This is a genomic window from Halomonas sp. LS-001, assembly GCF_052983955.1.
The window spans coordinates 1204922-1219105 of the sequence record NZ_CM129816.1; the positions used below are offsets into that span (position 1 = coordinate 1204922).

The window sequence follows — 14184 nt, forward strand, 5'->3', positions numbered from 1 at the left end:
TGCTGATGTACTGATGTTCCGTACGAGTATAGGTAAAGAACCCTGGCAAGGCCAGACATGGCGACGCCTACTGCATTACGGCTTCCAACAACAGAAACGTTATGCGTCTGCCAAGGTAAGTACCATCTCACGATGAGGGATGCCGGCGTCCATAAAGACATCGCCATAGGCGCAAAAGCCTAATTGCTCATAGAAAGGCAGGGCATGTAGCTGAGAGCTGAGTACGACACGTTCATGTTTTTGCTGGCGGGCGGCGTCAATGGCCGCTTTCATCAAGGCAACGCCAACCCCTTTGCCGCGAGCACTGGCGAGTACGGCCACACGGCCGATATGGCCATCCGGTAGCAAGCGGGCAGTGCCAACGGGGGTTGGTTGGTCCGTTGACTCAGGTGTTGTTGGCAGCCAGGCCAGAAAGTGGGTGCATGAGGGGTCGAGGCCATCCCATTCTTCCTCTTCAGGGACCTGCTGTTCCACCACAAATACGGCGCGGCGAATAATACCCGCGTGTTCACCGAGCGCTTCCCAGCGCCCGGTGTTTATCGTAAGGCTATCCACTATTCGTCGTCTTCCTGTTCCTGCGGCCAGTAAAGGCTACCGACGTTGACCAGCTGAGTCAGTAAGGCATCAGCGCCTTCGAATGACAGAACGTCATCATGAATCGGCGCATTGCTCGCCAGGCGCTTAGCCAACGCCTGGCTGCAGGGGTAGCCATCGCCATCAGCAAACAGAGTGGTTTTGTCTCCGTCGGTACGCCATGCCAACCGTGAGCCAGGTGAATGATGCAGCGATGCCTCCTGTAACTCAGCAACAAGCTTTTGCACCGTTAACGGCGGATCATGGGGAATGAGTTGGTCGACGTACTTGGGTTGCGTCATGACGCGACCAAACCATTGGCTGAGCTGCTCGGGATTATCCAGCGTGCTCATGATCAGTTGACGCATGCGATCCAGTGCCGCGTCGTCGATTTCGCTGATATCGTCCACGGGCGCCATGGCCGTGTCGCTGTAGCGCTGAGAGGGCAGCAATTGTTCACCCAGGTAATCCGCGTATGAGGTGACCGCTTCATCGGCGGAGGGGGCACGGAAGCCGACGGAGATTGTCATGCAGTCATCCGTCTGGCTGACACCGTGGTGCGCCCAACCTGGCGGTAGATAGAGCATGTCGCCGGGTTCCAGCGTCCAGTCTGAATCTGTCTCGATTTCAAAGTCTTTCAGAATGCGCAGGTCTATGCCGGGAATGATCGCCGCATCGTCCGCCATTTTTCCACCCAGCTGCCAGCGACGACGGCCGCTGGCCTGGAGCAGAAACACATCATATTGATCAACGTGCGGGCCAACGCTGCCGCCCGGTGAGGCATAGCTGATCATGATGTCATCAAGGCGCCAGCGTGGAAGAAAATCAAACTCGTCCATCAAGGCAGCCACAGAGGGAACGTAATGGTCGACAGCCTGCACCAGCAGGCTCCATTTTTCTTCGGGCAGGCGTTCAAACGTAGCATCATCAAAGGGCCCATGGGATACCTGCCACGGACCATCTTTGCCTTGCTCTTCTACCAGGCGGGCCTCAATACCCTCTTCACAGGCAAGCCCTGCCAGCTCATCAGGCTCCAGTGGGCTGATAAAGTCAGGGAAGGCGCCGCGAATCACTAAAGGCTTCTGCTGCCAGTATTCGGCCATAAATTCAGCTGGAGTCAGGTCTCCCAGCAGGGTAAGCGGCTTATCGCGTTGGCTCATGGCAATGTCCTGTTGATAGTGGTTCAGCAAAAAGTAAAAAAGCGCGGCGCGGCGTCAAAGCGCGTCGATATGCGCGATTAACGCCCGGGCCTGCGCTTGCGCATTGCCGATATAGCGGGCTGGCGACAGTTCCTTGAGGTTCTGCTTAACGTCTTGCGGCAGTTCCAGGGTGTCAATAAAAGCAGCAAAGCCCGCTTGGTCAATGCGCTTGCCACGGGTCAGTTCTTTGAGTTTTTCATAGGGTTTTTCAATCCCGTAGCGGCGCATGACGGTCTGAATCGGTTCCGCCAGCACTTCCCAGCTGTTGTCGAGATCCGTGTCGAGGCGTTCCGGGTTGGCCTCCAGTTTACTGACGCCTTTCAATGAAGCGTGGTAGGCAATCAGGCCGTAAGCCAGGCCGACGCCAAGATTACGTAGTACGGTGGAGTCCGTCAGGTCTCGCTGCCAGCGTGAAATAGGTAATTTCTGGCCGAGGTGAGCGAGGATGGCGTTGGATAGGCCCAGATTTCCTTCGGAGTTTTCAAAGTCGATCGGGTTGACCTTGTGCGGCATGGTCGAAGAACCGATCTCACCCTCGACGGTTTTCTGTTTGAAATACCCCAGTGAGATATAACCCCATACGTCACGGTCGAAATCGATCAGAATGGTATTGAATCGGCAAATGGCATCAAACAGCTCAGCGATGTAATCATGCGGTTCGATCTGGGTGGTATAAGGGTTGAAGCTTAACCCAAGCCCTTCGACGAAGGTGCGGGCGTTGGCTTCCCAGTCGATGTCCGGATAGGTCGTAAGATGGGCATTATAGTTGCCGACAGCGCCATTGATCTTGCCCAGAATGGCGACGCTTTCGATCTGCTTGAGCTGACGCTTCAGCCGGTAGGCCACATTGGCCATTTCCTTGCCAAGCGTGGTGGGGCTGGCGGTCTGGCCGTGGGTGCGGGAAAGCATCGGCTGGTCAGCGTGCTCAGCTGCCAGCCGGGTGATCTCGTCTGCTACCTGATGCATGGTCGGCAGCAGGGCCGCCAGGCCATCTGCCAGCATGACGCCGTAAGACAGATTGTTAATGTCTTCACTGGTGCAGGCAAAGTGAATAAATTCCGTCACGGCGTTCAGTTCGGCCTGGTCGGCAATCTTTTCCTTTAGGAAATACTCCACGGCTTTGACATCGTGATTGGTGGTGCGCTCGATATCCTTGATGCGCTGAGCATCGCTGACAGAGAAATCACGGATCAGAGCTTCAAGAAAAGCCGTGGCTTCAGCGGAAAGCGGCGGCACTTCAAGAATCTGTGTGTGTTCAGCAAGACGCTCAAGCCAGCGAACTTCGACAATGACACGGGCACGAATCAGGCCGAATTCACTAAAGTGTTCGCGAAGGACTTCGGCTTTGGTTGCGTAGCGGCCATCAACGGGAGAAAGAGCGGTCAAAGCAGAGAGTTGCATGGTCAGTGATTCCAGGTCGTCGGCAAAAAAATGGTTGAAAAAATGATCGGTTGAAGCAAAAACGTCAGCTCAGGTCATCAAGGGCGCGGCGCATGGCCTTGCGCTGAAAAACCAGCTTCCAGCGTCGGCCACCTTGTTGATGCCATAGCAGGGCAAAGCGGATGCCGGCCATCAGGCAGGCTCGCACGCGCTCTGGCATCATGCGGCTCTGTAGCATTGAGGGGTCGCCCTGAACCACAATACGTGTCTTTAAGGTCGAAAGTGTTTCCTGATACGCCTCACCGAGGCTTGCCACTACGTTTTCATGGGTGTTGCCAAAGTGCTCGGCCTGGCCCTGGATACGTGACAGCTTTTGGCCTAGCGCATCCATCATGCTGTTATCCGTACGCAGTTTGTTCATCAGCAGCAGCAGGGTAAACCCGTAACGCAGCACGACGGGGTTGGCTTGCTTACGGCCTGAGAGCGCTTCCAGCGTATCCAGCCCACGGCGCAGGTTGTTGGGATGCCCCCCATAAATGGCTTCAAAGCTTTCCGGGTTGGTATCCAGAGTGGCGTTGATCAGCGTATCCCAAGCGCGCTGATCCACCTGGCCGGTGCGCGCCAGTTCATCGACCAGGCTGGCGGCTTGAAAAACCCCGGCGAGTGCCAGCGTCTGCCGTGCTGCGGGGCTGTCCGGGGCACGGTGAATCGGAGTGGTCGATGTCATGCTGCTGCCTCCTGGGCGTTCCACGTCGAATGGATGACGCCGCCGCCAAGGCAGATGTCGCCATTATAGATAACCAGCGACTGCCCGGGGGTAACGGCCCATTGCGGCTCATCAAAAAGCACCTCCACACTACCATCGGCAAGGCTTTGCAACGTGCAGGGCTGATCATTCTGGCGGTAGCGCGTTTTCGCGGTAAAGCGTTTTTGTCCGCCAGGCGGCTCACCGGCGACCCATTCCATTGGCTCAGTCATCAGGGTGTTCGAATAAAGCAGCGTGTGTTGTTTGCCCTGCACAGCGATTAGCACGTTACGCTCAAGGTCTTTGGAAGCCACATACCAGGGGTCTTCCGAGTAGTTGGCAAGCCCCCCGATGCCCAGGCCCTGGCGCTGGCCCAGGGTGTAATACATCAGGCCCATGTGTTTGCCGATCACATCACCTTCCGGTGTTTCTATCTGGCCAGGTTGTGCGGGTAGGTACTGTTGCAGAAAGTCACGAAAGCGCCGCTCGCCAATAAAGCAGATACCGGTCGAATCTTTCTTTTTGGCGGTTACCAGGCCGTGCTTTTCAGCCAGTGCGCGGACCTTGGGCTTTTCGAGTTCACCCACCGGGAAAAGTGTGCGCGCAATGGCCCCTTCCGGCACGGCATGCAGAAAGTAGCTTTGGTCCTTATTGGCATCCAGCCCTTTAAGCAGGCGAGGGCGGCCGTTTCGAACCCCCTGACGGACATAGTGGCCGGTGGCAATCTTGTCGGCGCCCAGCTTTTCGGCGTAGTCGAGGAAGACCTTGAACTTGATTTCGCGGTTACACAGAATATCCGGGTTGGGCGTCCGGCCAGCGCGATATTCTTCCAGGAAATGTTCAAACACATTGTCCCAGTATTCAGCGGCGAAATTAGCCGTATGCAAGGGGATTCCGAGCTTTCGGCAAACGGCCGCTGCGTCAATCAGGTCATCTTTGGCCGTGCAGTATTCGGTGCCGTCGTCTTCGTCCCAGTTTTTCATGAAAAGGCCTTCTACTTCATAGCCTTGTTCAATCAGCAGAAGGGCAGATACGGATGAATCGACGCCGCCGGACATGCCAACAATCACTTTGCCTTGGGTGGATGTCATGGGCATCCTCAGTTGAAAATGGTCTTTATATAGGCGGCCAGTATACACGAAGCAGGTGAGCGCCTTCGAGTCTGATCGTTATCTATCGGTAGCGCTTTCGTGGATGATGCTCAGCGGGTAAATGCAGTTTTCTCTGGCGGCAGCAATGCGTTTCAATACCAGCGGGCTGCGCAGGCGTTGTTGCTGGTCCAGAGCGTGAATCTCCGGCTCACTGAGCCAGTGCGTTGCCGTGATGTCAGTGTCGAGTGGCGTGTCCATGAATTCGACGGGTTCGGCTATAAATCCATGGCTGTGAAAGGTCAGCCCGGTTGGCGTGTGAAAAACGTAAAGCCCAAGGTAGCCAGTCAGGCGGATGCGCCATGCCGTTTCTTCGCCAACTTCGCGCAGAATGGCTGCGATTGGCCCTTCTCCGGGCTCAACATGGCCTGCGGGCTGGTTGAATACGGTGGCCGGTCCACCGCGTGCTTCTTCTACCATCAGAAAACGGTTGTCCCGCTGGATCACGCAGGCGACGGTGGTGTGAAGGCTCATGGGCGTCTCCGGGCAGCGGGTGAGCGACGATGCCTGGCCGTCGTTTGTGGTGCATGCAAGGTTTCCTTGCGCCATTCCCCAGGTGCCAGGCCATCGAGCCGCCATGGCCCGACCGCCGCGCGAATAAGGCGTAAGGTTGGGTAACCGACGTGGGCGGTCATTCTGCGCACCTGGCGGTTGCGGCCTTCGCTGATGGTTAATTCCAGCCAGCTGGTGGACGGGTGGCGTTTTGGATCAATGGGTGGTTGACGCAAACCCACATCGGGAGGGGAAATCCGCCGAGCCTTGGCCGGTCGCGTTGGGCCGTCGTTCAGGGCAAGGCCCTGACGTAGCGCGTTGAGGGCGGTTTCATCAATCAGCCCTTCAACCTGCACCCAATAGGTTTTTGGCTGCTTGTGCTTTGGGTGGGCAATCCGATGGATCAGCGCCCCGTCGTCACTTAGCAGAAGCAGGCCTTCTGAATCATAATCCAGCCGACCGGCGGCGTACACGCCCGGCACATCAATCACATTGGCTAATGTGTCGCGCCCCTGATGATCCGTAAACTGGGAAAGCATCCGGTAAGGTTTATGTAATAGATATAAGGTGCTCATGATCTCTTTAGTTGGATGTCCTTGCTTTGTCGACAATCTTTCATGCGGTTAAACTATTGCGCTGGTATACTTCCAGCCAGTTTTTTGTTCAGTAGCTGCGTCTTATATTGGTGCAGCCGCTGTGTTGGTAACAACAAGGTTGGTTGCAACACGTTGATCGCAACAAGCATTAATTAATCACCGGGAACGCAATATAAACTGATCCCGTCTGCTTCGCGGCATGGTTTTCTGTGATATGCGTCGCGTCGCTCAGGATCTTTATAATCACAGCAACAGAAATAAGAGGTTAACGCACAATGCCTAAAACGCCGAAGATCATTTACACGCTCACCGATGAAGCACCTGCGCTCGCGACATACTCTTTTCTGCCGATTATTGACGCCTTCACCGATGCGGCGGGTATCGAAGTGGAAACCCGGGATATTTCCCTGGCGGGGCGCGTTCTCGCTTTGTTTCCTGATTACTTGAGCGAAGAGCAGCGTATTGAGAATCATCTGGCTGAGCTGGGTGATCTGGCTAAGACGCCGGAAGCAAACATCATCAAGTTACCGAATATCAGTGCTTCCATGCCGCAGCTTCGTGCCGTTATCAAGGAACTGCAGGAACAGGGCTACAAGGTGCCGGATTACCCTGACGAGCCAGGCAGTGACGAAGAAAAAGATATTGCCGCGCGTTACAGCAAAGTCAAAGGGAGTGCGGTGAACCCGGTGTTGCGTGAAGGTAATTCTGACCGCCGTGCGCCGAAAGCGGTTAAAGCGTATGCACGCAAGTACCCTCACTCGATGGGGGAGTGGAGCCAGGCATCGCGCACCCACGTTTCGCACATGCATAGTGGTGATTTCTACCACGGTGAGAAGTCGATGACGCTGGATCAGGCGCGCAACGTTAAGATGGAGCTGATCACCGCCAGCGGTGAGACTAAGGTGCTCAAGCCCAAGGTTGAACTGCTGGAAGGCGAAGTCATCGACAGCATGTTCATGAGCAAGAAAGCGCTGCTTGATTTCTATGAGCGTGAGATCGAGGATGCCCGCAAAACCGGCGTGATGTTCTCTCTGCACGTTAAAGCAACCATGATGAAGGTCTCGCACCCCATCGTATTCGGTCACTGTGTCAAAATCTTCTATAAGGAAGCTTTCGAGAAGCACGGTGAGCTGTTCAAAGAGTTAGGGGTTGATGTCAATAACGGGATTGCGAATCTCTACGACAAGATTGCCACCCTGCCAGAATCCCAGCGTGATGAAGTCATCAGTGACCTGCATGCCTGCCATGAAATGCGTCCTGAGCTGGCGATGGTGGATTCGTCGCGCGGTATCACCAATTTCCACTCTCCCAGTGACGTGATTGTCGATGCCTCAATGCCTGCCATGATCCGTGCCGGTGGCAAGATGCACGGTGCTGACGGTCGACTTAAGGACGTGAAGGCAGTGATGCCAGAGTCCACTTTCGCGCGTATCTATCAGGAGATGATCAACTTCTGCAAGTGGCACGGGGCGTTTGATCCGGCCACCATGGGGACTGTCCCCAACGTCGGCTTGATGGCGCAAAAGGCGGAAGAGTATGGCTCCCACGACAAGACCTTCGAGATGCCAGCAGATGGTGTGGCCAACATCACCGACCTGGACACAGGTGAGGTGCTGCTGACACAGACCGTAGAGCAAGGCGATATCTGGCGGATGTGTCAGGTGAAAGATGCGCCGATTCGTGACTGGGTCAAACTGGCTGTTGACCGCTGCCGTGATTCCGGTATGCCGGCGGTGTTCTGGCTTGACCCCTACCGTCCGCACGAAAACGAGCTGATCAAAAAGGTTAAGACTTACCTCAAGGATCATGATACGGAAGGGCTGGATATCCAGATCATGTCGCAGGTACGTGCCATGCGCTACACGTTGGAGCGTGTTATCCGCGGTCAGGATACGATTTCCGTTACCGGTAATATCTTGCGCGATTACCTGACAGACCTGTTCCCGATCCTGGAACTGGGTACCAGTGCCAAGATGCTGTCTATCGTACCTCTGATGAATGGCGGTGGTCTGTTCGAGACAGGCGCTGGTGGTTCTGCGCCCAAGCATGTTCAGCAGCTGCTTGAAGAAAATCACCTGCGCTGGGACAGCCTCGGTGAATTCCTGGCACTGGTTGCTTCGCTGGAGCACCTCGCCAAACGTTTTGATAACGATCGCGCCAAGCTGTTGGCAGACGCGCTCGATAAAGCCAATGGCCAGTTTCTGGAAAGCAACAAGTCGCCGTCACGTAAAGTCGGTGAGCTTGATAACCGGGGCAGCCACTTCTATCTGGCGCTTTACTGGGCAGAGGCATTGGCTGCTCAGGACCAGGATGCGGATATGAAAGCATTATTCGCCCGCCTGGCAGAAACGCTAAAAGCCAATGAAGACACCATTCTTGAAGAGCTTAATAGTGTCCAAGGGCAGCCTGTTGATCTTAAGGGCTATTATCACCTCGACGGTGAATTGGCCAACCAGGTAATGCGCCCGAGCAAAACACTGAATGAAGCGCTTGCGATGGTTGCAAACGGCTAAGGGGCTGGGTGCTATTTACCTGGCCATTGGAGCTAGCGTCTAAGCACACCAATCTACCCCCGCTCATTTTTTGGGCGGGGTTTTTTAATGTGAGTGCTGCACTAAAACCCCGTTACCTATATACGGTACGTGTATGCTGTGTATAATTGCAGTATAGGGTTTTTGCCGAGCATTCAAGGTGATTATTTGAACTAATGTTTCGTATACGATTCCAATCAAGAGCACTCTCATCCACTGGACTTTTGTTGCCTGTGTTTTTCCCAATGACATATGAAACTCGTTCGTTAGAAACCAGTACGCTAGAAACCCTTGCGTCAGATTCTTGCGCAGTGGCGGCAGGGATGACGCGCCCGGCGTTACCTGATGATGATGGTGACCTGGCCGTCAAGTCGGCAGAGCCTGAGCTGGCAAAGCCGCCCATGTATAAAGTGGTGCTGCATAATGATGATTACACGCCGATGGAGTTTGTTGTGGAAGTGCTCCAGGAGTTTTTCGGCCTTGATCATGAGAGCGCCATTCAGGTAATGCTGGCAGTACATACTCAGGGCAAGGCAACCTGTGGTGTTTTTACCCGCGATATTGCCGAAACCAAAAGTTACCAGGTCAACGATTATGCGCGTGAATGTGAGCATCCGTTGATGAGTGATATAGAAGCTGCGGACTGATAGCGTTGAACATTCTTTTTACCGGAGGCTTGCAACCACGCGCGTTGTGCCCGATGTTGAGAGTGACGGTCGATTATACTGACCCAATCTGAGTCGATGATAACGTCGAGCTGGTTGGGTTAAAGCAAAAAGGGGACTGCCATGCTGAGCAAAGAACTTGAACTGACCCTGAACACGGCTTTCACCGTGGCGCGTTCCAAACGCCATGAGTTCATGACCGTTGAGCACCTTTTGCTAGCGCTTCTGGATAATGCTTCAGCGGTCGATGTATTGAAGGCTTGCGGGGCCAATCTGGATAAGATGCGGTCCGATCTGCAGGACTTTATCAACTCGACAACACCATTGATTCCTGAGGGTCAGGGGGAGCGTGAAACCCAGCCAACCCTGGGCTTCCAACGTGTGTTACAGCGTGCCGTCTTCCATGTGCAATCGTCCGGCAAAAGCGAAGTGACCGGTGCCAATGTGTTGGTGGCGGTTTTTTCTGAACAGGAAAGCCAGGCCGTATACTTCCTCAAGCAGCAGAGTGTTGCCCGTGTGGATGCCGTTAATTATATTGCCCACGGTATTTCCAAAGTCGCAGGGCATAATGCATCACCTTCACCATCGTCACCTGAGCAGGAAGAAGGTGACGATGGCAGCGGCGAAGCGGCTTCTCACCCGTTGACGGGCTATGCCACCAATCTCAATGAAGAAGCCAAGAAAGGTAAGATTGACCCTCTGATCGGCCGTGATCACGAACTGGAACGGGTCGTTCAGATCCTGGCTCGTCGGCGTAAAAACAACCCCTTGCTGGTTGGAGAGTCGGGCGTTGGCAAAACAGCGATCGCCGAAGGGCTGGCCAAGCGCATTGTTGAAGAAGATGTTCCCGAGGTCATTGCTGATGCGGTGGTTTACTCGCTTGATATGGGCGCACTGCTAGCGGGTACCAAGTATCGTGGCGACTTTGAAAAACGTCTCAAAGGGTTGCTTGCCGAGCTGAAAAAACTGCCTAACGCGGTTCTCTTCATTGATGAGATTCATACCGTGATCGGCGCAGGAGCGGCTTCCGGTGGCGTCATGGATGCCTCGAACCTGCTTAAACCTTTGCTATCTTCAGGCGAACTGCGTTGCATCGGTTCAACGACTTTCCAGGAATTCCGCGGTATTTTTGAGAAAGATCGTGCGCTTGCAAGACGCTTCCAGAAAGTGGATGTGTTGGCGCCGTCGGTAGACGACACCATCAAAATCCTCAAAGGGCTGCGTTCGCGCTTTGAAGAGCATCACGAGCTCAAGTACACCGATGGCGCCCTGGAAGCGGCTGCGCGTTTGTCAGATCGCTACATTAATGATCGTTTCCTGCCGGATAAGGCAATCGACATCATAGATGAGGCTGGAGCGCATCAACGCATGCTGCCACCTGAGGTACGCATTGATACGATTGACGTTGAACAGGTGGAAGCAGTGGTGGCCTCGGTCGCACGGATTCCGCCAAAAAGTGTCTCGTCCTCGGATCGCAAACTTCTTGAAAACCTTGATCGCGATCTGAAAATGCTGGTGTTCGGTCAAAATGAGGCGATTGACAGCCTGGCAGCGGCCATCAAGCTCTCCCGTGCCGGGCTTAAATCACCGGATAAGCCGGTGGGTAGTTTCCTGTTTGCCGGGCCTACCGGGGTGGGTAAGACCGAAGTGGCCAGACAGCTTGCTCATATCATGGGCATCGAGTTGGTGCGCTTTGATATGTCTGAGTATATGGAGCGTCATACGGTTTCCCGGCTTATCGGGGCGCCGCCTGGCTATGTCGGTTATGACCAGGGCGGTTTGTTGACGGAAGCGATTACCAAGCAACCGCATTGTGTATTGCTGCTGGATGAGATCGAAAAAGCGCACCCTGAAGTGTTCAACCTGCTTCTGCAGGTAATGGACCATGGTCGCCTGACCGATAATAACGGTCGTGAAGCCGATTTCCGCCATGTGATCGTTATCATGACGTCCAATGCGGGGGCCGAGCAGGCATCACGTCGTTCCATTGGCTTCCAGACTCAGGATCACTCTACCGATGCGATGGAAGTGATTCGTCGGACCTTCTCACCGGAGTTCCGTAATCGTCTGGACAGCATTATTCAGTTCAGCCCGCTGGCGACTGATATTGTGCGCAATGTGGTCGACAAGTTCCTGATTGAACTGCAGGCTCAGCTGGATGAAAAGCGTGTGCAGCTTGAAGTTGATGAAGTGGCACGGGATTGGCTTGCCGTTCAAGGCTATGACCCTGATATGGGGGCTCGCCCGATGGCACGCCTGATTCAGGAGAAGTTGAAGAAACCGTTGGCAGAAATGATTCTGTTTGGTGAACTGGCCGAACAAGGCGGCATTGTGCATGTCAGCCTGGAAAACGGTGAGTTGCACCTGTCCACGGAATCTGAAATGGCCGACGCGCCCTGATGAAATAAGGGAGTGAACCAGCTAAGCGGTTTTCACGCATAAAAAAGCGCCCTGTCAATGACGGGGCGTTTTCATTTCCAGACGCAGTGTATGTCGCTTTCCCTAAAACAGGCAGCCGCCGTTATCGGATCACTTGATCATCTCAATACGGCTGGCCGGGCTAAAAGTGCCTGAGCATCGCGACTGGAGTTAGTTCGAGCAATCGCCAGGCAGGTTGCTGTGGCAATTAACGTGAACGATAGACAATGCGTCCCTTGGAAAGGTCGTAAGGCGTAAGCTCAACCTTGACTTTGTCACCGGTCAGAATGCGAATATAGTTCTTACGCATTTTTCCGGAAATGTGAGCGGTAACAACATGGCCATTTTCCAGTTCAACACGGAACATGGTGTTAGGTAGGGTATCAACGATGACACCTTCCATTTCAATATGGTCTTCGCGTGCCATATAGGCAGATCCTCGCTTATATTACGTTAAGTTAGTACGTTGAGTTGAATCGGTACGTTATCGTTAGTCTGTTGAGTGACGTCATATTGAATTGGGTACGTCGCCAATCACAACAGATATTTGCCCAGCGGGCATGAACAGCGACATATTGTGCCGTAACGCTGCCAACAAGGCAAAAAAGCTTAGCTTAACAGTGATGAAAAAGTTTATTCAGGCGGTAATTAAAGGGCGCCAATGACGACCTTGCAATACTTCGATAGGCGAAAACGTCTGTTTATAACGCATTTTGCGGCATTCGGCTATCCAATAGCCCAGGTATACGTGGGGCAACCCTTTTTTATTGGCCAGCTCAATCAGTTTTAATACCGCAAAGGTGCCTAGTGAGCGTTTTTCCAGCGATTCATCGGCGTCAAAAAATGTATAGATGGCGGAAATGCCATGTTCCAGCTGGTCAAACGCGGCGACGGCAACAAGCCTTTCATCAAGTGTGAATTCAAGCAGGAACGCGTAGGGCTCATTCAGTGTTAAAAAAGTCCGGTATTGCTCGTGGCTGGGTGGGTACATATCGCCATCCGCATGACGCCGACAGATGTAATCGGCATATAGCGCATAGTGGCGGCTGTTGAAGCAGGCACTGACAATGTGAGTTTTAATATCAGCATTGCGACGCAGAAGTTTGCGCTGAGTACGATTGGGCGCGAAATGCTCAACTGGAATGCGCACTGAACAACAGGCATTGCAGCCTTCACAGTGGGGGCGATATAAATGCCGCCCGCTGCGCCGGAACCCTAGCAGCGATAGTGAGTCGTAAACGCCTGGTAATAGTGTTTCCTGAGGATCGAGAAATAGGGTGGTGGCTTCACGGTCAGGTAAATAGCTACAGTCATGGGGCACCGTTAAAAAGAAGCGTAAATCCCTGACGGGTCGACGTGGCGTGCTGCTGCTCACGGTGCATCTCCTGGTAGCGGTTGATGGGACGTCAAATTTCCTGACGGTCAGGTGTTCGTTATCAAGCGTTGATTGTCCGTTGCCGCTAATGCGTCAAGCCACGCAGAATGCGGAACCACGGGAGCTTCCTCAAAAGATGAGGGTGGCTGAAAGGCCGTTTCAGGTAAGCATAGCCCAAGATAGTGTGTGAAGCTTGCTCGCGACATGGTTTCAGCGCCCAACTGCGCAAGGTGCGCGGTGTGCATCTGGCAGTCAATCAGCTTACCACCTGCCTGGCGCATCGCGGCGGCCAGATAGGCAAGCGCGATTTTTGAGGCGTCCGGTCGTCGAGAGAACATGGACTCACCAAAAAAGATCGGCCCCATGGCAATGCCATAAAGTCCGCCTATTAAGGTACCATTATGATGAACTTCAACGCTGTGGGCGATGCCTGCATGATGCAGGCGGACATAGGCGTCGATCATGTCTGCGGTGATCCAGGTGCCACTTTCATGTTGCCTGGGAGCTGCGCAGGCGGCAATGACGTCTTCAAAGTGCCGGTCTAGCGTCACGTTGAAGCCGCCATTGCGCAAGCGTTTTGTCAGACTGCGCCGTTGCCGGAAGTTTTCAGGGTAAAGAACCATTCTGGGGTTAGGGCTCCACCATAAAATGGGATCATCATCGCTGAACCAGGGGAAAATTCCCTGACGGTAAGCGCTGACAAGCCAGGTTGGTGTCAATTCGCCACCGGCCGCCAGTAAGCCATTGGGAGCTTCCAATGCGATGGAAACATCAGGAAATTGAGGTGAAGTGCTGGAAAGCCAGGGTAACATGCTAGGTTCCTTAACGGGGTAGGTTAACGGTGGGTGTCAAAACAGCCGTTCCCGTTAAAACCGTGTGAATTGTCAACAGTCGTAATAGCCCCTGTGATGGCAGAAGGATGCTCGGTATGATGGCACATCACAAGTGCCACCCGGCAGCCTGATAGGTGGCGTTTTTGACCCTGGTCAATGTGTCGAGTGAGCATGCTTTGGTCTGACCGCTATTCTCAATGAGATTGAGTGCCACAACAATTGCCACAAC

The 14184-nt window shown here is 53.9% G+C and carries 13 protein-coding genes; 3 read left to right on the top strand and 10 right to left on the bottom strand.

Annotated features, from left to right (window positions below):
* Positions 1-99: 99 nt before the first annotated feature.
* The 7 genes from ACU6TU_RS05325 to ACU6TU_RS05355 form a co-directional block, all read right to left on the bottom strand.
* Positions 100-558: a GNAT family N-acetyltransferase gene (locus ACU6TU_RS05325; protein WP_447144188.1), complete on the bottom strand. Its 459-nt coding sequence runs from the start codon at positions 556-558 to the stop codon at positions 100-102.
* A complete protein-coding gene (locus ACU6TU_RS05330; RefSeq protein WP_447143535.1) occupies positions 555-1733 on the bottom strand; it encodes a JmjC domain-containing protein in 1179 nt (392 codons plus the stop codon). The genes ACU6TU_RS05325 and ACU6TU_RS05330 overlap by 4 nt, the downstream gene beginning before the upstream one ends.
* Before the next feature lie 54 nt (positions 1734-1787).
* Positions 1788-3173: an adenylosuccinate lyase gene (gene purB, locus ACU6TU_RS05335; RefSeq protein ID WP_447143536.1), complete on the bottom strand. Its 1386-nt coding sequence runs from the start codon at positions 3171-3173 to the stop codon at positions 1788-1790.
* 64 nt (positions 3174-3237) lie between these two features.
* A complete protein-coding gene (gene hflD / locus ACU6TU_RS05340; RefSeq protein WP_447143537.1) occupies positions 3238-3879 on the bottom strand; it encodes a high frequency lysogenization protein HflD in 642 nt (213 codons plus the stop codon).
* Positions 3876-4988: a tRNA 2-thiouridine(34) synthase MnmA gene (gene mnmA, locus ACU6TU_RS05345; protein ID WP_447143538.1), complete on the bottom strand. Its 1113-nt coding sequence runs from the start codon at positions 4986-4988 to the stop codon at positions 3876-3878. The genes hflD and mnmA overlap by 4 nt, the downstream gene beginning before the upstream one ends.
* A 78-nt stretch (positions 4989-5066) precedes the next feature.
* The gene (locus ACU6TU_RS05350; protein ID WP_447143539.1) at positions 5067-5519 is read right to left on the bottom strand and encodes an NUDIX domain-containing protein; all 453 of its coding nucleotides are present in this window, start codon (positions 5517-5519) and stop codon (positions 5067-5069) included.
* Entirely contained in the window at positions 5516-6112 is a 597-nt protein-coding gene (locus tag ACU6TU_RS05355) for a pseudouridine synthase (protein ID WP_447143540.1), read from the bottom strand. The genes ACU6TU_RS05350 and ACU6TU_RS05355 overlap by 4 nt, the downstream gene beginning before the upstream one ends.
* 296 nt (positions 6113-6408) lie before the next feature.
* On the opposite strand from ACU6TU_RS05355, the gene ACU6TU_RS05360 reads away from it, so the two are divergent.
* From ACU6TU_RS05360 to clpA, 3 genes are all read left to right on the top strand, one after another.
* A complete protein-coding gene (locus tag ACU6TU_RS05360) occupies positions 6409-8646 on the top strand; it encodes an NADP-dependent isocitrate dehydrogenase (RefSeq protein ID WP_447143541.1) in 2238 nt (745 codons plus the stop codon).
* Positions 8647-8987: 341 nt separating this feature from the next.
* Positions 8988-9311, top strand: a complete 324-nt coding sequence (gene clpS / locus ACU6TU_RS05365; protein ID WP_447143542.1) for an ATP-dependent Clp protease adapter ClpS — start codon at positions 8988-8990, stop codon at positions 9309-9311.
* 141 nt (positions 9312-9452) lie between these two features.
* Complete coding sequence (gene clpA / locus ACU6TU_RS05370; RefSeq protein ID WP_447143543.1) at positions 9453-11729, top strand: ATP-dependent Clp protease ATP-binding subunit ClpA; 2277 nt, start codon at positions 9453-9455, stop codon at positions 11727-11729.
* A 226-nt stretch (positions 11730-11955) separates the two neighbouring features.
* On the opposite strand, the gene infA is transcribed toward clpA, so the two are convergent.
* From infA to aat, 3 genes are all read right to left on the bottom strand, one after another.
* Positions 11956-12174 carry a translation initiation factor IF-1 gene (gene infA, locus ACU6TU_RS05375; protein WP_007111068.1) on the bottom strand — a complete coding sequence of 73 codons (219 nt, stop codon included), beginning with the start codon at positions 12172-12174 and terminating at the stop codon, positions 11956-11958.
* A gap of 210 nt (positions 12175-12384) precedes the next feature.
* Positions 12385-13122, bottom strand: coding sequence for an arginyltransferase (locus ACU6TU_RS05380; RefSeq protein WP_447143544.1), 738 nt, complete (start codon positions 13120-13122; stop codon positions 12385-12387).
* Positions 13123-13169: 47 nt separating this feature from the next.
* Entirely contained in the window at positions 13170-13934 is a 765-nt protein-coding gene (aat, locus tag ACU6TU_RS05385) for a leucyl/phenylalanyl-tRNA--protein transferase (protein ID WP_447143545.1), read from the bottom strand.
* Positions 13935-14184 lie beyond the last annotated feature (250 nt).

Coding starts and splice junctions, on each gene's coding strand:
- aat (WP_447143545.1), bottom strand. CDS start 13,934: ATGTTACCCTGGCTTTCCAGCACTTCACCTCAATTTCCTGATGTTTCC.
- ACU6TU_RS05350 (WP_447143539.1), bottom strand. CDS start 5,519: ATGAGCCTTCACACCACCGTCGCCTGCGTGATCCAGCGGGACAACCGT.
- clpS (WP_447143542.1), top strand. CDS start 8,988: ATGACGCGCCCGGCGTTACCTGATGATGATGGTGACCTGGCCGTCAAG.
- infA (WP_007111068.1), bottom strand. CDS start 12,174: ATGGCACGCGAAGACCATATTGAAATGGAAGGTGTCATCGTTGATACC.
- clpA (WP_447143543.1), top strand. CDS start 9,453: ATGCTGAGCAAAGAACTTGAACTGACCCTGAACACGGCTTTCACCGTG.
- purB (WP_447143536.1), bottom strand. CDS start 3,173: ATGCAACTCTCTGCTTTGACCGCTCTTTCTCCCGTTGATGGCCGCTAC.
- ACU6TU_RS05330 (WP_447143535.1), bottom strand. CDS start 1,733: ATGAGCCAACGCGATAAGCCGCTTACCCTGCTGGGAGACCTGACTCCA.
- ACU6TU_RS05355 (WP_447143540.1), bottom strand. CDS start 6,112: ATGAGCACCTTATATCTATTACATAAACCTTACCGGATGCTTTCCCAG.
- ACU6TU_RS05360 (WP_447143541.1), top strand. CDS start 6,409: ATGCCTAAAACGCCGAAGATCATTTACACGCTCACCGATGAAGCACCT.
- hflD (WP_447143537.1), bottom strand. CDS start 3,879: ATGACATCGACCACTCCGATTCACCGTGCCCCGGACAGCCCCGCAGCA.
- mnmA (WP_447143538.1), bottom strand. CDS start 4,988: ATGACATCCACCCAAGGCAAAGTGATTGTTGGCATGTCCGGCGGCGTC.